Raw genomic sequence first — 25,152 nt, 5'->3', positions numbered from 1 at the left:
CTTTAATGAAATTAGTTAACCGCTTTATACTGGCAGCATTGCTAACGCTTGGTGCTTTTCTGCTGAGTATACCTTCGGGCAGTACAGCATTTGCCCGCAGTGCCATACAGCCTGATACCGTATCAACCGCCGATGTGGATTTTACGCCCATTGCCACCTCGCGTGATAGTATGGCGGCTAAAATTAAAGTAAGCCAGCAGGCGCCTACTGCACAAACAGCAATAGCTAATACGGTGCCGCCCGGCGCCCGGCAAAAGCCTAAAACACTATGGCAGATATTTATTGCCGGATTGTTAGGCGGGTTTGCTGCGCTGATTATGCCCTGCATATATCCGCTTCTGCCGCTTACCGTTAGCTTTTTTACTAAAAAAAGCGGTTCAAAAGGTAAAGCGGTATTTCAATCTTTATTATATGGGGTATCTATCATTGTTATCTATGTATCCCTTGGGCTTTTGATTACCGTCTTTTTCGGTTCAAACGCCTTAAATGCGCTGGCTACCAACGGCATTTTTAATCTGTGCTTTTTTCTGTTGCTGGTGGTATTCGGTATCTCTTTTTTAGGCGCTTTTGAGCTTACTTTGCCCAGTTCGCTGGCTAATAAGCTGGATGAAAATTCAGATAAGGGAGGTATTGCCGGTATTTTCTTTATGGCGGCTACGCTGGTGGTGGTTTCATTCTCCTGCACCGGCCCTATCATTGGTACTTTACTGGTAGAGGCCGCCTCAAAAGGTGAACGTTTGGCACCCGCAATAGGTATGTTAGGTTTCTCCATGGCTCTGGCTGTACCTTTCACCATTTTTGCATTGTTCCCGTCGCTGCTTAGAAGTTTACCTAAATCAGGTGGTTGGCTCAACAGCGTTAAAGTGATACTGGGCTTTTTGGAGCTGGCATTCTCGTTAAAGTTTCTTTCCAACGTAGATCTGGCTTATCATTGGAACTGGTTTGACCGCGAGGTGTTTCTTTCCATCTGGATTGCATTGGGTATACTTACCGGGCTGTATCTTATCGGCAAGCTTAAATTCTCGCATGATAGCGATCTGCCCTATCTGTCAGTTACCCGTACCTTTTTCGCCATAGCTGTTTTTTCATTTACCGTGTATATGATTCCTGGTTTGTGGGGCGCGCCGCTAAAGGCCATCAGCGGTTTTCTGCCGCCTATTGCCACGCAGGATTTTGATTTGTCAGCGAATGTTGGTGGAGGAGAAGTGCAGGCAACACCTGAAACCAGTATTTCCATCAAAGAAAAAAAGTATGCAGACCTGTTTGTGCGGGGCAAACATAAAGGGCTGGACGAATGGTATGATTACGACCAGGCCTTACGGGTTTCTAAAGAATTGAAGAAGCCGGTATTGATTGATTTTACAGGCTGGAACTGTCCCAATTGCCGTAAAATGGAGGCAGATGTATGGGCCGACCCGGAAGTGCACAAGCGCTTGCAGCAAAATTTTGTATTATTAGAGTTATATGTAGATGAAAAGCGGGGTGAGTTGCCGCTAAACGAGCAGTATACCTCTACCCTTAGTGGTAAAAAAATTACCAACATTGGTGATAAAAATAGCGACTACGAGGCATCAAAATTTAATGTAAATTCGCAACCTTACTATGTAATTATTGATGCCCGGGGCAAAGTACTGGTACCGCCGCAGGGCGCTAACTACAGCGTTGAAAATTATATTAAGTTTTTAGACAGCGGCCTTGCCGCTTATCAGAACGGACAATAATGACTCAGATTAAGAATATTGGGGTATATACTTCGGGCGGTGATTCGCCCGGCATGAACGCCGCCATACGTGCGGTGGTACGAACGGCACTCTATTATAATTTGGAAGTAACCGGCATACGCCGGGGGTACGAAGGCATGATCAACGGCGATATGCTGCCTATGGACCGCCGCTCGGTAGCCAATATCATTCAACGGGGCGGCACCATACTAAAAACCGCCCGTAGCCTGGAGTTCCGCGAGCCGGAAGGGCGTAAGCAGGCTTATGAGCAGCTAAAGAAACATGGGGTAGATGCATTGGTAGCCATAGGTGGCGATGGTACCTTTACCGGCGCCAAAGTTTTCGGGCACGAGTATGATATACCGGTGCTGGGCTTGCCCGGCACTATTGATAATGACCTGATTGGTACCGATTTTACTATTGGCTACGATACCGCCATTAACACTGTAATGGAAGCGGTAGACAAGATACGTGATACGGCTGAGTCGCACGACCGGTTATTTATTGTGGAGGTTATGGGCCGGGATTCGGGATTGATTGCCCTGCGTACCGGTATTGCCTCTGGCGCTGAAGCCATTTTAATACCTGAGTCAAAAACGAACATTGATGCTTTATATGAACGTTTGGACACTGGCCGCCGTGATAAATCATCCAAAATTTTAATTGTGGCCGAAGGCGATGAAGCCGGTGGCGCATTTGAAATTGGCAAGCTGGTTAAAGAGAAATATCCTAATTACGATACCCGCGTATCGGTACTGGGCCACATGCAGCGCGGCGGGCATCCTACCTGTATGGACCGCGTACTGGCCAGCCGTGTAGGTGTAGCCGCTGTAGAAGGCCTGTTAGCAGGCCACAGTAACGAGATGGTGGGTATCATTAATAACCAGATTACCTATACCCCTTTTGAAAATGCCATTAAGCACACGGTTGAAGCAGACCCTAACTTGCTGAAGATTGTAGAGATACTATCCTTATAACATTGCCATTTCACTAAAAAGGCCATTGAGCAATTCTCAATGGCCTTTTTAGTGAAATGGCAAATTTTTATTTGCTACCGCTTTGTGCAGGTACTGGGTTGCTTGCCGGTTGTTGTGTATCTACCGGGGCGGGTGTAGGCCTGTATATGGCACCAGTAGCAAAATCAATAATTGCACCAGGCCAGAACAATACAATATCCACAATAAACGCAGCTACACGTAAACGGCGTTGTGGCTGTCCCGGCAAAGGTTTTGTGCGTTGATAGCTGTTAATATGTCCGCCAAAAACAGTAGCGCAGCTTGATGTGAAAATACTTACTGCTAATAAAAGTACAAGGAGATTTCTTGATTTTTTCATTTAATGAATTCTGATTATTTTAAGTTGAGTGCAAAATGTATTGATACAATACTAATAAAAACATTTTATACAGTTGGTGTTAAAATATTGAAATGCTGAAAATCAATGTTTTATATTTTTTATATACAAATATTGTGATTGTCATGTACTTGCAAAAACGAGAAGTATTATTTAGCTTTGCAGCCCCGCAGAAATAACTCCGGGGCTCATGTTGAATACATAAAGAAAGAAAAATGGCAACTAAGATCAGATTGCAAAGACATGGTAAAAAAGGCAAGCCTTTTTACTACATTGTGGTAGCCGATGCACGTGCTCCGCGCGATGGCCGCTTTATTGAGCGTTTGGGTTCATACAACCCGAACACTAATCCGGCTACTATCAACATTGATTTTGATAAAACCTTTGAGTGGGTGAACAATGGTGCACAGCCAACTGATACCTGCCGTGCCATCCTGTCATACAAAGGCGTATTATACAAAAAACACCTGCAGGGCGGAGTAGCTAAAGGCGCTTTAACCCAGGAACAAGCCGACGAGAAATTTACTGCCTGGACTGACCAAAAAGAAGGTAAAATTTCGGGTAAGAAAACCACGTTGAGCACTACCAAAGAAGAAAATCGCAACGCTGCCTTAGCTGCCGAAGCGAAGAAGAAGGAAGAGCGGGCTGCAGCCATTGCCGCTAAAAATACACCTCCGGCCGAAGAAGCCCCTGCTGCTGACGAAGCTGAAGCAGCCGAAGAATCTCCGGAAGCTACTGTATAAATTAAGTTATTACCATTATACCAATAGCGAAGCGCCTTTAAAAGCACTTCGCTATTGTTGTTTAAAACCAACAGCTAAATATGAAAATTGAAGATAGCTTTCGCATAGGTACCCTGACCAAAACACGAGGGTTGAAAGGCGAACTGCAACTCTATGTGGATTTTGAAGGGTTGGAGAAGGTAAAATTTAAATCGGTGTTTGTGGATGTGGCCGGTAAACTGGTACCTTACTTTATTGAAAGCATTAAATATCCGATGCCCAATACCGCTTATTTGCTGCTGGAGGAAATAAACACTATTGAGAAAGCTGCATTATTAGCTAAAAAAGACGTATTTCTGCCTAATAAGCTAAAGCCTAAAAAGAAGAAGGAGGAATTTGGCCTTAAAGATTTAAAAGGCTTTATTGCCATTGATGAGCAAAAAGGTGAACTGGGAGAAATCATTGAAATCATCGACTATCCGCAGCAGATTATCGCCACGGTGAAATACCAGGGGCACGAGGTACTGTTTCCCTTAAATACCGATTTGATTAAAGGGATTAATGTGGAAAATAGTGAGGTATATATTGAGTTGCCGGAAGGTTTGCTGGATGTGTATTTAAGCTAAAATTAAATATATTAGATACTGAAAGTCTTAATGTACTTTAAAGCAAAGCATTGTCCTTTTATTTTCATACTACTATTTGGAAGATGCAGAAGGTAACATATTTAAACGTTTGGTTGTACTATTATGAATGATTCTTCAGACAGGAATTTTCAAGCTGCTATTGTTCCGGTATTATCGGTGCAAAACGGTAAAGCAGCGGTTGCTTTTTATAAAGAAGCTTTCGGTGCCAATGAAGTCATGTACATCGAATCGCCCGATGGCAAGATTGTAGCGGAACTTAGCATCGGAGGGGCACGTTTTTATGTGGCTGATGAAGCACCTGAACATGGCAATCATAGTCCGCAGCGTTTGGGTGGCATCAGCATACGCATGGGTTTAGTAGTGAAAAGTCCGGATGCGTTGGCAGAGCAGGCCATTGCTGCCGGTGCAACGGAGATTGACCCGGTATCAGATAAAGATTACGGTTTTCGTTTAGGTCGTATTGCTGATCCTTTTGGGCATCATTGGGAAATTTACAGGCCATTATAAAAGGTGTATATTTGTTACGCAATGGAAATAAGAACTAAAGCAGCATAATTCAAATAGGCCTGCTTCTTATTTCATGATTCTTAAAATATGCGTTTTGATATCCTTACCGTACTGCCCGGCCTGTTAGAAAGCCCTTTTGCCCATTCCATATTACAGCGGGCGCAAAAAAAAGGCATTGCCGAAATACACGTACATAACCTGCGCAATTATACCACGCACAAGCATAAGAGCGTGGATGACTACCCCTATGGTGGTGGCAGTGGTATGGTGATGATGATTGAGCCTTTTGCCACCTGCATTGAGCAACTGAAAAGTGAGCGTACGTATGATGAGGTAATCTTCATGACCCCGGATGGTATTACACTTAACCAATCCATTGCCAATGAATTGTCGGTAAAGCAGAACATCATTATTTTATGCGGACATTACAAGGGCATCGACCAGCGCATACGCGATTTATATGTTACCCGCGAGCTATCCATCGGCGATTATGTACTTTCCGGCGGCGAGTTACCCGCGGCTATTGTGGTAGATGCAGTAGTGCGCCTGATACCTGGTGTATTGTCTGATGAAACCTCAGCGCTTTCCGACTCTTTTCAGGGAGATCTGCTGGATGCGCCGGTTTATACCCGCCCTGCCAACTGGAACGGCCACGAAGTGCCCCCGATATTATTAAGCGGCAACACCCCCGAAATTGAGAAATGGCGCTTTGATCAATCTGTAGAGCGTACCAAAGCCCGCCGGCCCGACTTGCTGCAGTAGCGTTGTTTATTTACAATGGCTTAACCTGTAAACATTGATTTTTAGCAGACCTTAAAAATGTTGAAAAAATCTGTAATCACTTTTAATTATTAAAATTTATCCCTATTATTGCAATCCGATTTTTACGGGTTAAAAATTGCGTTAAGAGCTTAAAATCATGGATTTAGTAAAATTTGTTGAAGAGCAATCAGTAGTAAAAAAAGAGGTTCCTAAATTTAATGCGGGAGATACTGTAAGCGTACACTATAAAATCAGAGAAGGTAATAAAGAGCGTGTTCAGATTTACCAGGGTGTGGTAATTCAGCGCAACAGCACTGGTGCTACCGAAACCTTTACTGTACGTAAAATTTCAAACGGTGTAGGTGTGGAGCGTATTTTCCCAATCAATTCTCCCAACATTGATAAAGTAGAAGTAAACAGCTATGGTAAAGTGCGCAGGGCAAAACTGTTTTACCTGCGTGCCTTAACCGGTAAAGCTGCCCGTATCAAATCAAAGCGGGTAAAAGTATAAGTATATTTGTATACCAGCAAAACGCCTTTTTGCAGCAATGCGGAAAGGCGTTTTTTATTGGATGTTGATTATGTAGAATATATTGTAATTTGAGGTGCCTTATAAAGGATTTTAATCAGTGTGAGCATCAATTTAATATATGGAAAATGAATTAGCTAAAGCAATAAGTGCTATCAAAGCTGAAAACTTAACTAATCAAGACAAAGAAATTTTATTGTTCCTGTTTAACAAAACAGATAACATTGCCATAGCGAACAGCATTGCGCTAATATTTGCTGATGCAAAGTTTCAAGCAGCTATACCAAGTGTAATTAAAAAGATTTTTGATAAGAATTTTTACAATTATAATGGAACACTGATTTATTCCTTACAAGATTTTGATACGAAAAAGTATTTTATAAAATTCATAAAGATATTATGTGAACAGGGGTATGAAGCCAGACTACAAGCATATGAAGTCATTGAAAAAGACATTAATTTGGTAACTAAAAGAATGAAAACAGTAGCATTAGCTGTTTTAAAACGTTATGCTGAGACTGAAGAATTTGATTGTAAAGAAGAAAGTTATCCAGACAGTCGCATTCATTTTATTACCGATACAATAAACTTGATGTCCCGTTAAGCTGGAATGAATTTACAACGCACCTTATTATGCTGATGCGGGTTTGCAGCATATGTTTTAAACGTACATCATTTTGTCCATCGTCAAGAACAAAGCTATCTTATAGGTTTACTTAGTTGCCTTGTATACAACAGAACGGCCCCCGTTCTTTGCAATGGTAAATCAATACAATCACACATTACCTTTACTGCCTCAACCGCCTTCACCACATCCCGGTCCTCACTGTTCAGATACTGGTAATAGGCCGCCGTGCCCCATTTGAGCTGAATAGCGTTGGCCTTAATGAGCCGCCCCAAGTAGGCTTTGGCGGTGCGTATCTCCTGCGATTCCATTTGCCGCAGGGTTTGGGAGGCGTATACCACAAAGGCAGTTAAATCGGTATCGCTTACCTGATAACCGGCTGCAAATCCGGTAGCGGAGTGGTACCTGGCCAGCAGGGGCTGCAGGCGGTCGATGGCATAGCCGGTGAAAAGTTGATTACGGGTTAGTTCGCGCACCAGTTGGGTATTCATGGCCGGGTTTTCCGGCACAAATATATCGGGCATAATGCCGCCGCCGCTGTATACCTTTTTGCCGGCTGCGGTGTGGTATTTTGAGGCGGCTTTCAGCAGGCTGTCGGTATACTTATTCTTCTGGCCGTATAACTCGCCCGACTGTACCCGTCCCTCCAGATCATTTCGATAATCTGTAGTACCGCCCCGGTACGATTTCTGTATCGAGCGCCCCGACGGCGTATAGTACCTCGCCACCGTTAAATTCACCACCGAGCCATCGCTGAACGGAAACTGCTCCTGCACCAATCCCTTACCAAACGAGCGGCGGCCAACTATCACACCCCGGTCTAAATCCTGTAAAGCCCCCGCCAAAATCTCGCTGGCCGAGGCCGAATGCTCATCAATCAGCAGCGCCACCTTCCCCTGCTGAAACAGGCCGGAATCGGAAGAAAAATAATCGGTACGGCGTTCGTGCAGTCCCTGGGTATAAACAATCAGTTTGCCTTTGGGTAGAAATTCGTCGGCCAGTGCCGTGGCGGCGTTGAGGTAGCCGCCGCCGTTGCCCCGCAAATCCAGCAATAGCTGCTGCATACCTTTAGCTTTTAAGTTCTGCAGGGCGCTCTTAAAATCGGTATCGGTAGTCGCCGCAAACTTGCTGATCTTAATATAACCGGTAGCCGGTGCCGTAATATAGGCAGCATCCAGGCTGCTCAATATTACATGGCCGCGTTTAATAGAGTATTCTTTCAATCGCGGGTTATTCCAGCGCATAATCCCCAAGTTAATGGTGGTATTAGGTTCGCCTTCAAACAATTTACTAACTTGGGGCAGTGTAAGGTGCGTGCCGGCAAAAGGCTTACGGTTCAGGGTAACAATTTTATCACCATTTTGCAGACCGGCCTTTTCGGCAGGGCCGCCGGTGTAAACCTGAGTAACCGCCAGGGTATCGCGCAGCAGCATGTAAGAAATGCCCACGCCGTTAAAGCCGCCTTCCAGCCGCTCGTTTACGCTTTGTGCCTGCTGGGGCGGCAGGTATAGCGAGTGCGGGTCGAGGCCTTGCAGCATCTGGTCTAATGCCTGCTCTTCCAGCGTATCGGTATTTACCGAGTCTACATAGTTGTTTTTCAGCAGGTGCAGCACCTCGCCCACCTTGCTGTCGCCATCATTATAAATATCAAGCTTGCGGCCTGTAAAACTGCCGTTACTGATGATCATACCTATCGTGATACCGGCCAGCAGGATAATCACTGTCCTGAAAATAACAACCGCAGTTTGCTTCATGGTAAACGTGTGGTAAAGTTAATTAAATGTTAGGTACGGGCTACATTTTATCTCACTCAAAACCCTTGCACTTGCTGTTATTTTCACCAATTTTGCTTTATAATTTATTGGGATGATAAACACCACCGAGAAAGATTCACACTACCAGAACCTGGAGCAGATGCCCGTGCATGAGCTGCTGGCCAATATTAACCGCGAGGATAAAACCGTACCCGATGCCGTGGAAATGGCGCTGCCGCAGATAGCGCAACTGGTAACCGCCGTAACCGAAAAAATGCGGGCCGGCGGCCGGCTGTTCTATATCGGCGCGGGTACCAGCGGCAGGCTGGGCGTAGTGGATGCCTCGGAGTGCCCGCCCACCTATGGTGTGCCTTTTGATTGGGTAGTGGGTATCATAGCCGGCGGCGATGGTGCCATCCGCAAGGCGGTAGAGTATGCCGAGGATGATGCCGAACAGGCCTGGAAGGATTTATCGGCTTTTGCTATCACAAACAAGGATGTAGTGGTGGGCATTGCCGCATCGGGCCGCACGCCTTATGTTATTGGCGGCTTAAAGGCAGCTAACGAGAATGGCCTCGTTACCGGCTGCGTGGTATGCAACAGCGGCAGCGCGGTGGCTGCCGGGGCGCAATACCCGGTTGAGGTGGTGGTTGGCCCCGAGTTTGTAACCGGCTCCACCCGCATGAAGGCCGGTACCGCCCAAAAGCTGGTATTGAACATGCTGAGCACCAGTGTAATGATACAACTGGGCCGTGTAAAGGGTAATAAAATGGTGGATATGCAGTTAACCAATCATAAACTGGTTGACCGCGCCACCCGCATGGTGATGCAGGCCACCGGATTGGGCGAGCAGGAAGCCGCCCGGCTGGTGCAGCAAAACGGCAGTGTACGTAAGGCGGTGGAAGCGTATAACAGGTAGATGTTTTGAACGTGCAGATATGCAGATATGCTGATTACAGATGAAAGGAAATGAGTGGATAGGTAAATAAATGCAATTTAGTACAAAAACATAAAACGAAGTGTGGATATCTGTGCATTACAATTTGCACATCTGCATATCCGCACATTTGCACATCAGATTATTATGCACGAGATAGAGCCTTATTATAAATGGCGCGATGATTATATAGCAGCAGAGGACGAATATTCGCCCTTTTATGCCACGCAGTATAATGAGTTTGAGTTTGATAAGCAGGTATACAATTACCTGCTGCACCCTCAGTGGGATTCCTTCGGCTCCAATACCTTATATATGAAGGTATTGTATGCCGATTATGACCGCGGCTACACCATTATTGAGCTGATTGGCGAGTGGAACGATGCCATTAATAATGATATTATGCTGATGAAGCGCGAGCTGTTTGAACTGATGATGGATAACGGTTTAAACAAATTTATCCTGATTGGTGAGAATGTGCTCAACTTTCACTCGTCCGACGATTGCTATTACGAGGAATGGTTTCAGGAAGTGGAGGATGGCTGGATAGCCGGGGTGAATTTTAGAGAACATGTAATCCGCGAGTTTAAGCAGGCCAACATTGATTACTACATCAATTTTGGCGGCGCGCTGGATGACTTAAGCTGGCGCACTTCGAAGCCATTGCAGGTGTATAAACGGGTAGAAGAACAATTAATGCGCCGCCTCACCTAACAAAATGCCAATTACAATATTTATATATTAGCACTGTTTATAAATAAAAAAAACGATGGAAGATCAAACCACCAATTATTTCGATTATCAGGAACAAAAAACTATACCCATTGAGGATAAAGCTGCCTCACGCCGTTTCATGGCCAGCGTATTTGCCTGGATGTTTGCCGGCCTGGCCATATCAGCCATAGTAGCTTATTTCTTCACCCAGCCACAGCTGATGAATTTGCTGCGCGATCCGCTTACGCTTCGCAATACAGGGCTGGGCACTGTAGTGATGTTTGCACCGCTGGGCTTTGTACTGGCCATGTCATTAGGTTTTAACCGTTTATCACAGCCGGTACTGGCACTGCTGTTCATCCTGTTTTCGGCCATTATGGGTGCCAGTTTGAGCTTTATATTTTTGGCCTATACTGCCGGCTCTATTTTAGGTGTATTTATTACCGCTTCGGCAGTATTCGGTATTATGGCGATAGCAGGGTATACCACCCAGCAGGATTTAACCGGCTTCGGCACCTTTATGATCATCGGCCTATTCGGTTTAGTGATTGCTACTTTGCTGAACATGCTGTTCCCCGGCCTGCACCTCGATAAAGTATTAACTTACATCGGCGTAATCGTATTCACCGGCTTAACCGCCTATGATGTACAACGTATCAAACGCATGGGTGCTACCATGGATGCCGATATGCCTGCCGGTAAACTGGCGATTTATGGCGCCCTCAGCCTGTATCTGGATTTTATCAATCTGTTTCTGTACTTGCTGCGCTTATTCGGCAACCGCAGGTAATGAAGTTTTTTATGAAATAGGAAAAGCTGCCCATTGGGCAGCTTTTTTGTTTGTATATAGCGCAGGCAAAGTTTCCTGCGGTCATGCTGAGGCATTCGAAGCATGAGTGCAGAACCGTTCATTGGTCAGGCTTGTACTAACATGCTTCGAGTGCCTCAGCATGACTACGTTGGTACCTATCATTTACTGCATTAATTGACGCCTTTCCTACAGTTATCCACTTGCTTATTACCCCGTTATTTTGCATCTTTGTACTTGCTTATGTAGAAAGATGGAGGGAGTAGACCCGGCGAAATCTTAGCAACCTGTACTTACAAGGTGCTACCTTCTACTTTAACCCGCAACTTACTGGGTTAAAGGCAGATAAGCGAAAGTTGCCCCTGCTTAGGTGCGGGTTAACTTCTTTCTACATAAGCTTTTATTTAGTATCAAGTAGTTAGTATCAAGTATATAGACGGGCATAATGCATAATTTTAAAGAACTGAAAGTTTGGCGTGCCGGAATTGATATTAGCAAGGCTGTATTTGATCTGACCAAAACCTTTCCACCCAACGAACGCTATGGGCTAACATCACAAATGACCCGGGCTGCCATCTCTATTCCGTCTAATATTGCACAAGGATGCGGACGGCAGTCGAACAAAGAATTAAAACACTTTCTGAGCATTGCCTTAGGTTCATGCTTTGAATTAGAAACCCAGCTGATAATTGCAACGGAATTTAATTACCTGAGCAGCAATACTGCTGAACACTTAAGCAAGCTGATGAATGAGTTACAAAAAATGTTAACCGGTTTGCAAAAAAGTCTAATTACTTGATACTCGCTACTTGATACTATCTATGGATATCAGAGAAGAATTACAAAAACGCATCCTCATTATAGACGGAGCCATGGGCACCATGATACAGCGCTATAACCTTACGGAGGAGGATTTCCGCGCAGAGCGCTTTGCCAACCATCCGTCAGATTTAAAAGGCAATAATGATTTGCTCAACCTCACCCGCCCGGATGTGATCAAAGCCATTCATGCCGAATATTTAGAGGCCGGAGCCGATATTATTGAAACCAATACCTTTAGTACCCAGCGCATCTCCCTGGCCGATTACCACATGGAGGAACTGGCCTATGAGTTAAGCTACGAAGGTGCCCGCCTGGCCCGCGAAGCCGCCGATGAGTATACCGCTAAAAATCCTGAAAAGCCTCGTTTTGTAGCCGGTGCTGTTGGTCCTACCAACCGTACCGCTTCCTTATCGCCTGATGTAAATGATCCAGGGTATCGTGCAGTTACCTTTGATGATTTGGCTGAGGCCTATTATGAGCAGGTACGCGGCCTGGTAGATGGCGGCTCTGATGTGCTGCTGGTAGAAACCATATTTGATACGCTGAATGCCAAAGCGGCCCTGTTCGCCATTAACCGCTACGAGGATGAGCTATATCAAAAGTCCCTCTCCTTAGGAGAGGGATTTAGGGAGAGGTTGCCCATCATGATTTCGGGCACCATTACCGATGCTTCGGGCCGTACTTTGTCGGGCCAAACGGTAGAGGCGTTCTGGAACTCTATCCGCCATGCTAACCTGCTATCGGTAGGCTTAAACTGTGCTTTGGGAGCCAAAGAAATGCGCCCCCATTTGGAGGAGTTATCGGAAAAAGCGGATGTGTTTATTTCGGCTTACCCTAACGCTGGCTTGCCTAACGAGTTTGGTGCGTATGACGAGGTACCGCACGAAACGGCGCATTTAGTGGATGATTTTATGAACGCCGGACTGGTCAACATTGTGGGCGGTTGCTGCGGCACTACGCCTGACCATATCCGCTGTATCGCCGAAAAAGCAGCTCAGCACCCGCCCCGCACTATCCCGCAGGTGTCTGAATATATGCGCCTGAGCGGACTGGAAGCGGTTACCGTTACGCCGGAAACCAACTTTGTAAATGTAGGTGAGCGTACCAACATCACTGGTTCGCCTAAATTTTCTAAACTGATATTAGCCGAAGATTATGAGGCCGCACTCACCGTAGCCCGTCAGCAGGTAGAAGGCGGTGCGCAGGTCATCGATATTAATATGGACGAGGGCATGATCGATTCGGTATCGGTAATGACTAAGTTTCTGAATTTAGTGGCCTCCGAGCCGGATATTTCCAAGCTGCCCATCATGGTAGATTCCTCCAAGTGGAGTGTTATCGAAGCCGGCCTGAAATGTTTACAGGGGAAAGGCATCGTAAATTCCATATCACTTAAGGAAGGCGAAGAGAATTTTAAAGAATACGCCCGTAAGATATTAAGCTATGGCGCTGCCACTGTAGTGATGGCTTTTGACGAGCAGGGGCAGGCGGATAACTATGAACGCCGGGTAGAAATTTGCAAGCGCTCTTACGATATACTGGTAAACGAGGTGGGCTTCCCGCCGCAGGATATCATTTTCGACCCTAACATCCTGACCGTAGCTACCGGGTTAGAGGAGCATAATAACTATGCGGTTGATTTTATCAATGCCACCCGCTGGATCAAGGAAAACCTGCCCCATGCCAAGGTAAGCGGCGGGGTGAGTAATATTTCGTTCTCCTTCCGCGGTAACAATGTGGTGCGTGAGGCCATGCACTCGGCCTTTTTGTATCATGCCATTAAGGCGGGTATGGATATGGGCATTGTAAACGCCGGTATGCTGGAGGTGTATGAGGAGATCCCCAAAAACCTGCTCGAACTGGTGGAAGACGTACTGTTGAACCGCCGTCCTGATGCCACCGAACGTTTGGTGGAATTTGCCGAAACCGTAAAAAGCAAAGGCAAAGAAATTGTGCGCGATGAAGCCTGGCGCAACGAGCCGGTAGCCCGCAGGCTGAGCCACGCACTGGTGAAAGGCATTGTAGAGTACCTGGATGATGATGTGGAAGAAGCCCGCCAGCAATACAGCAAACCACTGGAAGTAATTGAAGGCCCGCTGATGGATGGCATGAACATCGTGGGCGATCTGTTTGGCTCGGGTAAAATGTTCCTGCCGCAGGTGGTAAAATCTGCACGGGTAATGAAAAAGGCCGTAGCCTATCTGCTGCCCTTTATTGAGGAAGAAAAGCGGAACAATGCAGATGCCGACCAGCGCAGCAATGCCGGTAAAATATTACTGGCTACCGTAAAAGGCGACGTGCACGATATTGGTAAAAACATTGTAGGCGTAGTGTTAGCCTGCAACAATTTCGAGGTGATTGACCTGGGTGTAATGGTACCGGCGCAAAAAATTATTGAAGCCGCCAAGCAGCACCAGGTAGACATTATCGGCCTGAGCGGCTTGATTACACCCTCATTGGACGAAATGGTGCACTTTGCCAAAGAGATGGAGCGCGAAGGCTTTACCATGCCGCTGATTGTAGGCGGTGCTACCACTTCGCGCATCCATGCGGCGGTAAAGATTGCCCCTAATTATTCCGGGGCGGCTATTCATGTACTGGATGCTTCGCGCAGCGTAACCGTGTGCAGCAGCCTGATGAGCAGAGAGAACCGCGAGGGATACATGCAGGGCATCAGGGCCGAATATGATAAGGCCCGCGAAGCGCACCTTAATAAAAAGTCGGACAAGCGTTTTGTAAGTATCGAACAGGCACGGGAACAGAAGTTTCAGATCAGCCTGGATGGTGATGTGGCCGTTAAGCCTACCTTTACCGGCACCAAGGTAATTGAAGCCTATCCGCTGGAAGAACTACTACCTTACATCGACTGGACACCTTTCTTCCATACCTGGGAACTGCGGGGCAGTTACCCTAAAATATTTGATGATAAAACGGTAGGCACCGAGGCCCGTAAGCTGTTTGATGATGCCCAAGTACTGCTCAGCCGTATTGTAAAGGAAAAATTATTGCAAGCCAACGGCGTTATCGGTTTCTGGCCGGCCAACAGTGCGGGCGATGATATTGAACTGTATAGTGATGAAAGTCGGACGCAATTGCTAAGCCGCATTCATACCCTGCGCCAGCAGGCCGAAAAACCCAAAGGTGAACCTTACTATGCCCTATCGGATTTCATTGCGCCAAAAGACAGCGGTGTGCCCGACTACTTTGGCGGCTTTGCCGTAACTGCCGGTTTGGGCTGCGATGACTTGGTAGCCCATTTTGAGCAGGACCATGACGATTACAACAGCATCATGGCTAAAGCCCTGGCCGACCGCCTGGCCGAGGCCTTTGCCGAAAAGATGCATGAGCTGGTGCGCCGCGATTACTGGGGCTATGCCCAAAATGAGCACCTGAGCAATCAGGACCTGATCAAGGAACAATATCAGGGCATCCGCCCGGCGCCCGGCTACCCGGCCTGCCCCGACCATACCGAGAAAACCACGCTGTTCGACCTACTGAAAGCCGAAGACAACGCCCACATGTACCTCACCGAAAGCCTGGCCATGATGCCAGCCGCCTCGGTAAGCGGTTTTTACTTCTCGCATCCGCAGTCGAGGTATTTTGGGTTAGGTAAAATCAGCAAGGATCAGGTAGAGGATTATGCCGAACGAAAGATAATGTCGGTAGATACGGTGGAACGGTGGCTGGGGCCGAATTTGAATTATTAGATAGGTGGCGGGTGACCGGTTATGAGTGACGAGAATTAATTCATTGCACAAGAAAGTATGGTATTTAATGAGTTGGATGCTTGGAAAGAAGCAAGTGCGTTGGTTAAAATTATTTACAATGAAACTGCTTTGTTTCCAAAAGAAGAAGTGTTTGGACTTAAATCTCAAATGCGGCGGGCTGCGGTATCAATTCCGTCAAATATCGCTGAAGGGTGTGGACGCAATCATAGAAAAGATACATTGCAATTTTTCTATGTTGCCAGAGGGTCTGTTTATGAATTAGAAAGTCACCTCTACCTTGCCAATGATCTTAATTTTATTAAGTCGGATACTTTATCTTTGCTGCTTAAGCACCTGGAACAAGTAAGAAAGCCACTTAGCGGATTAATTAACTATTGTAAATCAAAGATCGGAACAGGCTCCGGTCACTCATCACCCAATACCGGCCACTAAATAATGAAGATTACCGAACACATAAAAACCGCCAACGGCAAAACGCTTTTTTCTTTTGAACTATTACCGCCCCTCAAAGGACAGAGTATGGATGGCATCTATAAAACTATTGATCCCTTGATGGAATTTAAGCCGCCATTTATTGACGTAACTTCCTCGCGTGAGGACTTGGTGTACAAAGAGGCGCAGAATGGTTATCTGGAAAAGGTAACGTACCGCAAGCGCCCAGGCACGGTAGCGGTGTGTGCGGCTATTATGCATAAGTACGGCGTAGATACCGTACCGCATTTGATTTGCGGCGGATTTACCAAAGAAGAAACTGAATATGCCCTGATTGACCTGCAATTTTTAGGCATTGATAATGTACTGGCCCTGCGCGGTGATGCCCGCAAGACCGATCCGGGCTTTATTCCCACCAAAGGGGGGCACTCGTACGCCATTGAATTGCAGCAGCAGATTGCGGATATGAACAAAGGTATCTACCTGCATGATTATGAGGATACTTCCTATAAAACCGACTTTTGTATCGGCATTGCCGCTTACCCTGAAAAGCATTTTGAATCGCCCAACCTGAAAACCGATTTCAGGCACCTGCATACGAAAGTAAAAGCCGGGGCCGATTTTATGGTAACTCAGATGTTTTACGATGTGAACAAATACAAGGAGTTTGTAAAGCTGTGTCGCGAGAATGATATTAACATTCCCATTATCCCCGGCCTGAAGCCGCTTACCTCAAAAAAGCAATTGGTGAGTTTGCCCAAAATATTTCATATCGATATTCCGGAAAACCTGAGTGATGCCGTACACGCCTGCAAAGACGACAAGGAGGTGCGAGAAGTGGGCATCGAGTGGATGATTCAGCAGTGTAAAGATCTGATTGAATGCGGCGCACCGGTACTGCACTTTTATACCATGGGTAATGCCGGGCCTACCAAACGTATAGCCGAAGCTATTTTTTAGAGGATATGCAGGCGCTGCAATTCTGTTTTCAGGTAATCTGCGCCGGTAAATTGCACCGCCTGCATCCCTGCATTCTGTGCAGCGGTAACATTACGCAGATTATCATCAATAAACAGCGCCTGCGCAGGCTGTACCTGATACCTGCTTAACAGCAATTGGTAAAAAGCGGCATCGGGCTTGCGCATCTTCTCGGTGCCCGATACTACAATACCGTCGAACCAACTCAAAAAGTTATAGCGTTGCAGGGCAATGCCAAAGGTTTCGGCCGACCAGTTGGTGAGGGCATAAATTTTGTAGCGTCCGCTGTCTTTTAACTGTTTGAATAATTTTACGGTGCCGCCAATGGGTCCGCCCAGCATTTCTTCCCACCGGCCATAAAACGCGCGGATGTTAGCCTCATGCTGTGGGTGCTGTGCCACCAACCATGTAGTACCTTCCTCCAGGCTGCGGCCTGCATCCTGCTCCTCATTCCAGTCGGGCGTGGTAATGTTGGTCAGAAAGTCCTTCATCGCTGCTTCATCAGTAAACAGTTTGCGGTACAGGTATTCAGGGTTCCAGTCAATCAGCACCCCACCCAGATCAAATACAATGGTATTAATCATATTATAAGCGGGTTAAGATACCGTAAGTTCGCCGCGCAAATCAGTTTCCAGCCACTCGCGTACCTGGTTAGGGTCATCAGACTGGCTTAGCAGGTACATCATTTTGGTTACGGCGGCCTCGAAGGTCATATCATAACCATTGGCCACACCAATGTCTTTTAGCTGCTTGCTGGTTTCGTAGCGGCCCAGTTCTACCGTTCCTACTTTACATTGCGATATATCTACAATTACCTTTCCGTTATCAATGGCATTCTTAATGCAATCAGTAAACCAACTGTCGGTAGTGGTATTACCCGCGCCGAAGGTTTCCATTACAATGCCGCGCACATCGGCATTTACAATGGCTTCTACTGCCCGCTGGCTAATGCCGGGGTACAATTTTAGCACCGATACATCATTTACCAAACCTTTATGCACAATCAGTCCGCCGGGCACAGGCTGCCGTATGTCATTAACACTGAAGCGCAGGTGCACACCAGATTCGGCCAGTATCGGGTAATTAGGCGAACGAAATGCCTCAAATTTGGAGGAATTATATTTAAATGCACGATTACCCCTAAACAGCTTATAATCAAAGTAGATACATACCTCGGGCACCCGCGAGCGGTCGTTCTTTTTGGCTTTGGCTATTTCGATAGCCGTCATCAGGTTTTCCTTAGCATCGGTGCGGATGGCGCTAATGGGCAGTTGCGAACCGGTAAATATTACCGGCTTATCCAGGTTCTCCAGCATAAAGCTCAGGGCTGATGCCGTGAACGCCATTGTATCAGACCCGTGCAGTACTACAAAGCCATCTACCTCATGGTAGTGCTGCTCAATCAGCCCGGCAATCTGGCTCCAGATTTTGGGGTTCATGTTCGAAGAATCGATCACCTCATCAAAAGAGTGCACATTGATACGGCAATTAAGGCGCTCCAGTTCGGGCACGTTATCCATAATCTGCTCAAAGTTGATGGGCCGCAGTACCTTGGTTTTCGGGTCGCTCATCATACCAATAGTACCGCCGGTATAAATAATCAGTATCTGGCACATAATTCAGGAGGTTAAGGGCTAAAAATAGGTAAAGGAATTTAAGGGATAGTTTAAATGCCAAAAATTGTTTTCGAGTTTTGGGTAGTAGTTTCGGCCACCTGCTCTACACTTATCTGGTGCAGATCGGCCACCTTTTGCGCAATGTAGGTTAAATAGGCACTTTGATTGGGCTTGCCCCGGTAAGGCACAGGTGTAAGATACGGCGCATCCGTTTCCAGCACCAGGTGCTGCAGGCTGAGTTGCTGTACTACCTTATCCAGCCCTGCATTTTTGTAGGTAACCACCCCGCCTATGCCCAGGTAAAAGCCCAGGGTGATGATTTGCTGTGCCTGTTCCAATGTTCCGCCAAAGCAATGGAATATGCCGCGCAATTTTTCATCCTTTTCCTGCTGCAAAATTTCATATACCTCGTTAAAAGCGTTACGGCAGTGGATATTGATGGGCAGGTTCAGCTCTTTAGCCCAGGTAATCTGCTGTACAAAGGCATCCTGCTGTTCTTGCAACGTGGTTTTGTCCCAGTAAAGGTCGATACCAATTTCGCCTACGGCATATATCTGTAAACCGGTGCTTTCTGCTTTAATAATATCTAACTGCTGTTGCCAGCCGGCCTTTACTTCGCAGGGGTGCAGGCCCATCATGGCAAAGCAGTTTTCGGGGTAGGCCTGCACCATCTGCTGGATTGGGTCTACCGATTCGGCAGAAACATTAGGCAAAAACAAGCGACTGATACCTGCATCAAAACATTGCTGCATGTGCTGGCTGAGCAAAGCCTCATCAGTATCGTAATACTGATGGGTATGTGTATCGGTTAACACCATGGCGCAAATGTAAAAAGGCTTCCGTTTAATGCGGAAGCCTTTATGTCAGCTTTTTCTCACGTTTCTTTTTGATGCGGTATGGGGTACCGGCCGCTTTGTACCCGAATTGGCAACCGGTTTGGCAGGTTTTACCTTTACCAGTTCTACATTAAAAATCAGGGTGCTGTACGGCTTTATTTCGCCTGCGCCCTGTGCCCCATAACCTAAATTAGATGGAATGATAAAGATGGCTTTCGATCCCTCGTTCAGCAGCAGCAAACCTTCATCCCAGCCAGGTATTACCTGGCCCTGGCCTACAATTACCTGTATAGGCTCATAATTGCGGCCTGGCTGGTTGAGGCCGCCGGCCTGTGCCTCTGCAGCAATGCTGGAATCAAACACCTTGCCGCTGGTAAGCCGGCCGGTGTAATTAACCAGCAGGGTATCACCACGCAGTGGTTTGCGCTTGGCCGAGGCACGGGTAATTATATACCTCAGCCCCGAAGGGGTGCTTTTGGGCATCAGCTTATTTGCCGTAACATACCGGTTAGCTTCGGCAGCTTCGGCCTGCTTCAGCTTTTCGAGGGCTGCATTGGCTTCGGACATTGCTTCGCTCAGGCTTTGCACCTTTACCACCTTAATAAGGTAGTTGATATGGCTGCCCGCCGGCAAAAATGGCGGTCGTTGCATGGCAGGCGCCCCTTTAAATACAGAATCGGCAGGAATTTTAACTATTGCACTATCGCTAACGGTCAACAGCGGAAACACTTCCATCAGGTCGGCCACATTTTGCGAGGGCTGCACCTTAATTTGCACCGGCCGGCCGGAAGCGTAGCTGCTAAACAGCACCGAATCACGGTCGGTCTTTTGGATCACCTGGAAGGTAACAATATCATCTGGCTTTATTTTAGGGCCTGTGTTGCGGGCAAAGATGCGGTAAGCGGCACCTTTGGGGGTACGCTGGTAACCGGGTTGCGCATGGGCCTGCATCAGCCCCGATAAAATAAGCAGGCTTATGCCTAAAAATTTTTTCATGAACAATTAAAAAGGGCCTTTCTGTTTTCAGAAAGGCCCAAGTGTATTAAAACTTTAATTACCTAACCATAGGAGCTGCTGGTGCAGCCGGCTTAGGCGCGTTAGGATTAGGGTGAATAATATCTACCAGTTCCACATCAAACGCAATAGGTGCATGCGGCGGAACCGGGCCTAAGCCCTGCTCACCATAAGCTAATTTTGAGGGAATAACAAAGGTGGCCTTTGAGCCCTTGCTTAGCAGCAGCAAACCTTCATCCCAGCCGGGGATTACCGCTTTTACGCCTACCGGGATATGGATAGGCTCATACCTGCGCATGGGGTCGAGCTTTTTATTTTTCTGGGCTACCTCTTTAATGCTGGTATCAAATACGGTACCGTTGGTAAGCTTGCCGGTATAATTAACCACGGCAGTATCGCCGGGCATAATGTTAGCGCCGCTGCCCTGCTGGGTAATCTGATACATTAAGCCATCAGCAGTGGTGGTTACCTTCAGCTTGTTATCGTCAATGTATTTTTTGATTTTACCAGGCTCCATCTTGCCCATGGCCTGTGATTGTGCCTTGAAGTAATCCTGCACACGTGCCTGAAATACGGCATCCGTCTGGTTACCTTTCGGTATTACCTTATCTACCTTAACTTCATATACAATATACTTGCCCTTAAAGCCCGGAGGCTTAGGCTGGCCTTTTTTGAATACCGAGTCGGCCGCTACCTTAATGGTGGCGCTGTCGCCTTCACTTAACATCTTAATACCGGCATATACATCGCCTTTCATCTGCGGCTTGGGCATCATGGCCGGTACCGGTTTACCGGCATCATAGGTGCTGAACAATACCGAGTCGGCATCGTTCTTGGCAATCAGGTTCAGGCTGATGAAGTCACCTTCCTTAACCGTTTGGCCTGGTTTGTCGGTATGTATGCTATAGAGCAGGCCGCCTTCGCCTTTTTTAAATCCACTGTTACAGCTGGCCAGGCCTGCAGCCGCCACGGCTAATAACATTAACTTTTTGTTCATTTTTATGTTTATTGAATTAATAGTGTTTTATAAGCGGGTAATATAGATTTAAATTGCTGCACGGTGGCTTCCAGGCTTTCGGTAGACTGCCCTCCGGCGGCATTGCGGTGGCCGCCACCGTTGAAATACTTTTTGCAAATTTCATTGGCCGGAAACTCCGCCTTAGACCTTAACGAAAGTTTTACCTTATCCGTACGTTCTACAAAAAATGCGGCCAGTTTAACGCCAGTGATTGACATGGCATAGTTCACTACACCTTCGGTATCGCCGGTGGCAATATCAAACTGTTTCAGTTCCTCGCGGCTTACGGTAATAATAGCGGTATGATACTCCGGCAATACTTCCAGCTTGTTGCTGAGGCAATGCCCCAGGAAGCGCAGACGGTTTTCTGATGAGCTGCTGTAAATCAGTTCGTGGATGCGCCAGTTTACCGCGCCGGCATCAATCAAATCAGCCACAATGCGGTGCACGGCTGAAGTGGTTTGCGGGAATCGGAAAGAGCCGGAATCCGTCATGATACCGGTGTACAGGCAGGTAGCTACATCGGCGGTAATTCTATCCTTATCGTTTAGTTGGTTAACGATAAAATCATAAATCAACTGTGCCGTAGCACAGGCGTTGATGTTCCAGTGGCGGTAATCGTCGAAATCCTCCGGCTCCAGGTGGTGGTCAATCATCACCTTGTAAGCACCGGAAGCGCGTACCAGTTCGCCCATCTCGTTGATGCGGCTCAGCGCATTAAAATCAAGGCAGAAAATCAGTTCGGCAGCGGCTATAAGTTCCGCCGCTTTTTCGGGCTGTTCCGTATAAATCAGCACTTCCTCGTTGCCAGGCATCCAAGCCAAAAACTCCGGATAATCCGTAGGCGGGATTACCTGTACATGGTGCCCTAGCTGTATCAGGTAATTATACAGCCCCAATGACGAACCCAGCGCATCACCGTCGGGCTTATGGTGGGTGGTAATCACCACACGGCGGGGCTGTGCCAGCAGTTCAGTAAGTAAGACTAATGTGAGCATTCCGGATTAAAAAATAGCTGCAAAGCTAAGAAATTAATTCAGAGATAGGATTTTGTTGATTTCGAATTTCGGATGTTCGATTTCGGATTTGTGGTGTTGTTTTATATTTTTCTTGCTGTCATTTCGACTGCAGGGAGAAATCTTCTGCTGCTGATAAGTTTTCGAAGAATATCTTTTGGGTAACCGGCTTATTGAAGAAGATTTCTCCCTGCAGTCGAAATGACTGGCGAAAGAGGCAGATGATGCCACAAATCCGAAATCGAATATCCGAATTTAAGGCTAAATCCAAAATTTAGCCTTAAATTCGCGACAATTTAAAAACACTATGGCAACCAACAAAACTTTCACCATGATTAAGCCTGACGCAGTAGCGAACGGCCACATGGGTGCAATTTTAGACAAAATTACGCAGGGCGGTTTCAAAATCAGCGCCTTGAAGTATACCTTTCTAACTGCTGAAAAAGCAGGTGAATTTTACGCCGTACACAAAGAACGCCCTTTTTATGGCGATCTGGTAAAGTTTATGTCATCAGGCCCTATCGTAGCGGCTATTCTTGAAAAGGATAATGCAGTTGAAGATTTTCGTAAGCTGATTGGCGCTACCGACCCATCCAAAGCCGAGCCGGGTACCATCCGCAACCTGTTTGCCAAATCTATTGATGCCAACGCGGTTCACGGTTCAGACTCTGACGAGAACGCTGAAATTGAAGGCAGCTTCTTCTTTTCGGCTTTCGAGAAGTTTTAGGAGAATAGTTTCTTTCCCGTTTGGTCATTTCGACCGCAGGGAGAAATCTTCTTAAAGCAGCTTGTTTGCGGCAGAAGATTTCTCCCTGCGGTCGAAATGACTTCCTGTTTTTAATATATTAACTATGATTTGTAAGTATCACAAATTGTTTTTAGCTTTACCGTTGTAACCCTAAGTCCTGTAGCAATTACCGTTTGATCTTTCGTCAGGTAATTATTGTATTATGAAATTATTAGGTAGATATCTTGCTTATTCTGTGATTCTGGTATTGCTGATCACCGGTTCTATCCTGCTGATCAAGCATCACCCGGAGGTGCAGTTTGCCTTCTTGCTGCCAGGGTTATTCATCATGACGTATACCATTATGCGCGACAGCCTGTTTGCCCGCCATACTACGCTGCGCTCTTTCAGAGGAAGATAATTTCTTCTACAATTCCGCTTTCCGCCTTACTGTTTATCCGCTCCAGTATCTGGCTGCGCATCAGCATCAGGTCATTCCTGATCACTGACGACTCTATACGCAAAAACATCTTCTTATTGCTGATAAAAATCTCGCTGGTGCGGTTGGCTACCGCTTTGCCCACAATTTCGGCCCAGCCGGTAATTACGGCCGTTTCATCCCACCGGCGACGTATTTTGTATACGTTCAGCATCAGCTCAATGGCCTCCTTCATGGTTCTATCGTTCGCTTTGCGCATTGGCTTCTCCCTGGTTTACGGTAAATAATTTAATGTCTTCGTTTATCTTGCCAAAAGTTTCGGTTACCCGGCGGGCACTGGCATCGGTAATAAATACCTGCCCGAACTCGTGGGCCGATACCAGCTGCATCAGCTTGGTTATGCGCTTCTCATCCAGCTTATCAAATATATCATCCAGCAGCAGCAGCGGCTTAAAGCCTTTTTGCTGCTGCAGGTAGCTGTATTGTGCCAGCTTCAGCGCAATCAGAAAGGATTTTTGCTGCCCCTGCGAACCGAACTTTTTGAGCGGCATCTCGTGTATGGTAAATTCCATCTCATCGCGGTGAATACCGGCGGTGGTACGCTGCAACACGCGGTCTTTTTCGGTGGTTTGGTTCAGCAAATCGGCAAAGGTGTTGTTAAATAGCTGCGACTCGTAGCTTAATTTTACCTGCTCGGCACCATCGCTTAAAAAAGCATAATAACGGTCGAATATGCCGGTAAAATCGGCCATAAAGGCTTTGCGCTTCTCGAACAGGCTGTTGCCGGCGGCTATTAGCTGCTCATCATATACTTCGAGCAGGCCCGCATCGAACCGGCCGCTTTCGCCCATGCTTTTGAGCAGCACGTTGCGGTTGCTGAGTATCTTGTTGTAGGCAATCAGCTCGTCGAGGTAGTAATGGTCGGTTTGGGAAATCACGTTATCCATAAACCGGCGGCGCTCCTCGCTGCCATCTATAATGATGCTGCTGTCATAAGGCGATACCATCACCAACGGGAACAGCCCGATATGGTCGGCCAGGCGCGGGTACTCCTTTTTGTTGCGCTTAAACTGCTTTTTCTGATTGCGCTTTACCGCTACCGAAACCGTATCATGCTGCTCCTCACGCACAAACTGGCCGCTCACCATAAAAAAATCAGTGCCGTACTTAATCTGCTGGTTATCTATCGCATTAAAATAGCTCTTGCACAATGACAGGTAATGAATGGCATCCAGCAGGTTGGTTTTGCCCGCGCCGTTATCGCCCGCAAAGGCGTTTACCCCCTTGCTGAAGGTAAGGTCAGCCTGAGTGTAATTTTTAAAGTTGATGAGCGATAACTGTTGCAGATACATGGCAGTGCCTCAAAGGTAAGGGTTTGCGGTATTGCGTTATTAACAATCGGCTGTGGAAATGTTGATGGTAGGAAAATACTGTAAAGGCGCCATGC

At 46.8% G+C, this 25,152-nt stretch carries 27 protein-coding genes and 1 riboswitch; of the genes, 17 read left to right on the top strand and 10 right to left on the bottom strand.

The window, feature by feature from the left end; genetic code table 11:
• Positions 1-5: 5 nt before the first annotated feature.
• Together ACY652_RS05380 and pfkA are read left to right on the top strand one after the other, a co-directional pair.
• On the top strand, positions 6-1,721 hold the full coding sequence (locus tag ACY652_RS05380; RefSeq protein WP_462266991.1) for a protein-disulfide reductase DsbD family protein: 1,716 nt from the start codon (positions 6-8) through the stop codon (positions 1,719-1,721).
• Positions 1,721-2,698, top strand: a complete 978-nt coding sequence (pfkA, locus tag ACY652_RS05375; protein WP_462266990.1) for a 6-phosphofructokinase — start codon at positions 1,721-1,723, stop codon at positions 2,696-2,698. The genes ACY652_RS05380 and pfkA overlap by 1 nt, the downstream gene beginning before the upstream one ends.
• 67 nt (positions 2,699-2,765) lie before the next feature.
• Here the strand turns inward: pfkA and ACY652_RS05370 are convergent, their stop codons facing one another.
• Entirely contained in the window at positions 2,766-3,056 is a 291-nt protein-coding gene (locus ACY652_RS05370; protein ID WP_462266989.1) for a hypothetical protein, read from the bottom strand.
• A gap of 233 nt (positions 3,057-3,289) precedes the next feature.
• On the opposite strand from ACY652_RS05370, the gene ACY652_RS05365 reads away from it, so the two are divergent.
• The 6 genes from ACY652_RS05365 to ACY652_RS05340 all read left to right on the top strand — a co-directional run bounded on the left by ACY652_RS05365 (position 3,290) and on the right by ACY652_RS05340 (position 6,845).
• Positions 3,290-3,817 carry a 30S ribosomal protein S16 gene (locus ACY652_RS05365; RefSeq protein WP_462266988.1) on the top strand — a complete coding sequence of 176 codons (528 nt, stop codon included), beginning with the start codon at positions 3,290-3,292 and terminating at the stop codon, positions 3,815-3,817.
• An 80-nt stretch (positions 3,818-3,897) separates the two neighbouring features.
• The gene (gene rimM, locus ACY652_RS05360; RefSeq protein ID WP_462266987.1) at positions 3,898-4,422 is read left to right on the top strand and encodes a ribosome maturation factor RimM; all 525 of its coding nucleotides are present in this window, start codon (positions 3,898-3,900) and stop codon (positions 4,420-4,422) included.
• Positions 4,423-4,545: 123 nt separating this feature from the next.
• Positions 4,546-4,950: a VOC family protein gene (locus tag ACY652_RS05355; protein ID WP_462266986.1), complete on the top strand. Its 405-nt coding sequence runs from the start codon at positions 4,546-4,548 to the stop codon at positions 4,948-4,950.
• Positions 4,951-5,037: 87 nt separating this feature from the next.
• Positions 5,038-5,712 (top strand): tRNA (guanosine(37)-N1)-methyltransferase TrmD, encoded by a 675-nt coding sequence (gene trmD, locus ACY652_RS05350; protein ID WP_462266985.1) that lies wholly within the window; start codon positions 5,038-5,040, stop codon positions 5,710-5,712.
• A 157-nt stretch (positions 5,713-5,869) separates the two neighbouring features.
• On the top strand, positions 5,870-6,223 hold the full coding sequence (gene rplS / locus ACY652_RS05345) for a 50S ribosomal protein L19 (protein WP_462266984.1): 354 nt from the start codon (positions 5,870-5,872) through the stop codon (positions 6,221-6,223).
• Between the two features lie 139 nt (positions 6,224-6,362).
• A complete protein-coding gene (locus ACY652_RS05340; protein WP_462266983.1) occupies positions 6,363-6,845 on the top strand; it encodes a hypothetical protein in 483 nt (160 codons plus the stop codon).
• Positions 6,846-6,940: 95 nt separating this feature from the next.
• Here ACY652_RS05340 and ACY652_RS05335 read toward each other — a convergent pair whose 3' ends face one another.
• Entirely contained in the window at positions 6,941-8,620 is a 1,680-nt protein-coding gene (locus ACY652_RS05335) for a S41 family peptidase (protein WP_462266982.1), read from the bottom strand.
• 112 nt (positions 8,621-8,732) lie between these two features.
• Here ACY652_RS05335 and murQ point away from each other — a divergent pair, with 112 nt between their 5' ends.
• From murQ to metF, 7 genes are all read left to right on the top strand, one after another.
• Positions 8,733-9,539: an N-acetylmuramic acid 6-phosphate etherase gene (gene murQ, locus ACY652_RS05330; RefSeq protein WP_462266981.1), complete on the top strand. Its 807-nt coding sequence runs from the start codon at positions 8,733-8,735 to the stop codon at positions 9,537-9,539.
• 165 nt (positions 9,540-9,704) lie between these two features.
• Positions 9,705-10,271, top strand: coding sequence for a hypothetical protein (locus ACY652_RS05325; RefSeq protein WP_462266980.1), 567 nt, complete (start codon positions 9,705-9,707; stop codon positions 10,269-10,271).
• A 55-nt stretch (positions 10,272-10,326) separates the two neighbouring features.
• Positions 10,327-11,061, top strand: a complete 735-nt coding sequence (locus ACY652_RS05320) for a Bax inhibitor-1/YccA family protein (protein ID WP_462266979.1) — start codon at positions 10,327-10,329, stop codon at positions 11,059-11,061.
• 256 nt (positions 11,062-11,317) lie between these two features.
• Positions 11,318-11,431: riboswitch (SAM riboswitch) on the top strand.
• Between the two features lie 93 nt (positions 11,432-11,524).
• Positions 11,525-11,878, top strand: a complete 354-nt coding sequence (locus ACY652_RS05315) for a four helix bundle protein (protein WP_462266978.1) — start codon at positions 11,525-11,527, stop codon at positions 11,876-11,878.
• Between the two features lie 22 nt (positions 11,879-11,900).
• Complete coding sequence (metH, locus tag ACY652_RS05310) at positions 11,901-15,608, top strand: methionine synthase (RefSeq protein ID WP_462266977.1); 3,708 nt, start codon at positions 11,901-11,903, stop codon at positions 15,606-15,608.
• 57 nt (positions 15,609-15,665) lie between these two features.
• Positions 15,666-16,061, top strand: a complete 396-nt coding sequence (locus ACY652_RS05305) for a four helix bundle protein (RefSeq protein ID WP_462266976.1) — start codon at positions 15,666-15,668, stop codon at positions 16,059-16,061.
• Positions 16,062-16,064: 3 nt separating this feature from the next.
• Positions 16,065-17,021 (top strand): methylenetetrahydrofolate reductase [NAD(P)H], encoded by a 957-nt coding sequence (gene metF / locus ACY652_RS05300; protein ID WP_462266975.1) that lies wholly within the window; start codon positions 16,065-16,067, stop codon positions 17,019-17,021.
• Here the strand turns inward: metF and ACY652_RS05295 are convergent.
• From ACY652_RS05295 to ACY652_RS05270, 6 genes are read right to left on the bottom strand one after another with little or no spacing between them, the layout of a single operon-like run.
• The gene (locus ACY652_RS05295) at positions 17,018-17,623 is read right to left on the bottom strand and encodes an HAD family hydrolase (RefSeq protein WP_462266974.1); all 606 of its coding nucleotides are present in this window, start codon (positions 17,621-17,623) and stop codon (positions 17,018-17,020) included. The two genes, metF and ACY652_RS05295, sit on opposite strands and share 4 nt — an antisense overlap.
• Positions 17,624-17,635: 12 nt before the next feature.
• Positions 17,636-18,655 (bottom strand): asparaginase, encoded by a 1,020-nt coding sequence (locus tag ACY652_RS05290; RefSeq protein WP_462266973.1) that lies wholly within the window; start codon positions 18,653-18,655, stop codon positions 17,636-17,638.
• Between the two features lie 50 nt (positions 18,656-18,705).
• Entirely contained in the window at positions 18,706-19,473 is a 768-nt protein-coding gene (locus ACY652_RS05285; RefSeq protein WP_462266972.1) for a TatD family hydrolase, read from the bottom strand.
• A 45-nt stretch (positions 19,474-19,518) separates the two neighbouring features.
• Positions 19,519-20,487 carry an FKBP-type peptidyl-prolyl cis-trans isomerase gene (locus ACY652_RS05280; protein ID WP_462266971.1) on the bottom strand — a complete coding sequence of 323 codons (969 nt, stop codon included), beginning with the start codon at positions 20,485-20,487 and terminating at the stop codon, positions 19,519-19,521.
• Positions 20,488-20,545: 58 nt separating this feature from the next.
• Positions 20,546-21,502, bottom strand: coding sequence for an FKBP-type peptidyl-prolyl cis-trans isomerase (locus ACY652_RS05275; RefSeq protein ID WP_462266970.1), 957 nt, complete (start codon positions 21,500-21,502; stop codon positions 20,546-20,548).
• Positions 21,503-21,510: 8 nt separating this feature from the next.
• A complete protein-coding gene (locus tag ACY652_RS05270) occupies positions 21,511-22,521 on the bottom strand; it encodes a DHH family phosphoesterase (protein ID WP_462266969.1) in 1,011 nt (336 codons plus the stop codon).
• Positions 22,522-22,846: 325 nt separating this feature from the next.
• Between ACY652_RS05270 and ACY652_RS05265 the strand changes: the two genes are divergently transcribed.
• Positions 22,847-23,266, top strand: a complete 420-nt coding sequence (locus ACY652_RS05265; RefSeq protein WP_462266968.1) for a nucleoside-diphosphate kinase — start codon at positions 22,847-22,849, stop codon at positions 23,264-23,266.
• Positions 23,267-23,489: 223 nt separating this feature from the next.
• Positions 23,490-23,687, top strand: coding sequence for a hypothetical protein (locus ACY652_RS05260; protein WP_462266967.1), 198 nt, complete (start codon positions 23,490-23,492; stop codon positions 23,685-23,687).
• Here ACY652_RS05260 and ACY652_RS05255 read toward each other — a convergent pair.
• Both ACY652_RS05255 and recF read right to left on the bottom strand, forming a co-directional pair.
• A complete protein-coding gene (locus tag ACY652_RS05255) occupies positions 23,674-23,964 on the bottom strand; it encodes a DciA family protein (protein WP_462266966.1) in 291 nt (96 codons plus the stop codon). The two genes, ACY652_RS05260 and ACY652_RS05255, sit on opposite strands and share 14 nt — an antisense overlap.
• Positions 23,945-25,057 carry a DNA replication/repair protein RecF gene (recF, locus tag ACY652_RS05250; RefSeq protein WP_462266965.1) on the bottom strand — a complete coding sequence of 371 codons (1,113 nt, stop codon included), beginning with the start codon at positions 25,055-25,057 and terminating at the stop codon, positions 23,945-23,947. The genes ACY652_RS05255 and recF overlap by 20 nt, the downstream gene beginning before the upstream one ends.
• Positions 25,058-25,152 lie beyond the last annotated feature (95 nt).

Origin of the sequence: Mucilaginibacter sp. (assembly GCF_965200995.1) — a bacterium.
GTDB lineage: Bacteria > Bacteroidota > Bacteroidia > Sphingobacteriales > Sphingobacteriaceae > Mucilaginibacter.
This window is presented reverse-complemented; position numbering and strand designations above follow the sequence as displayed.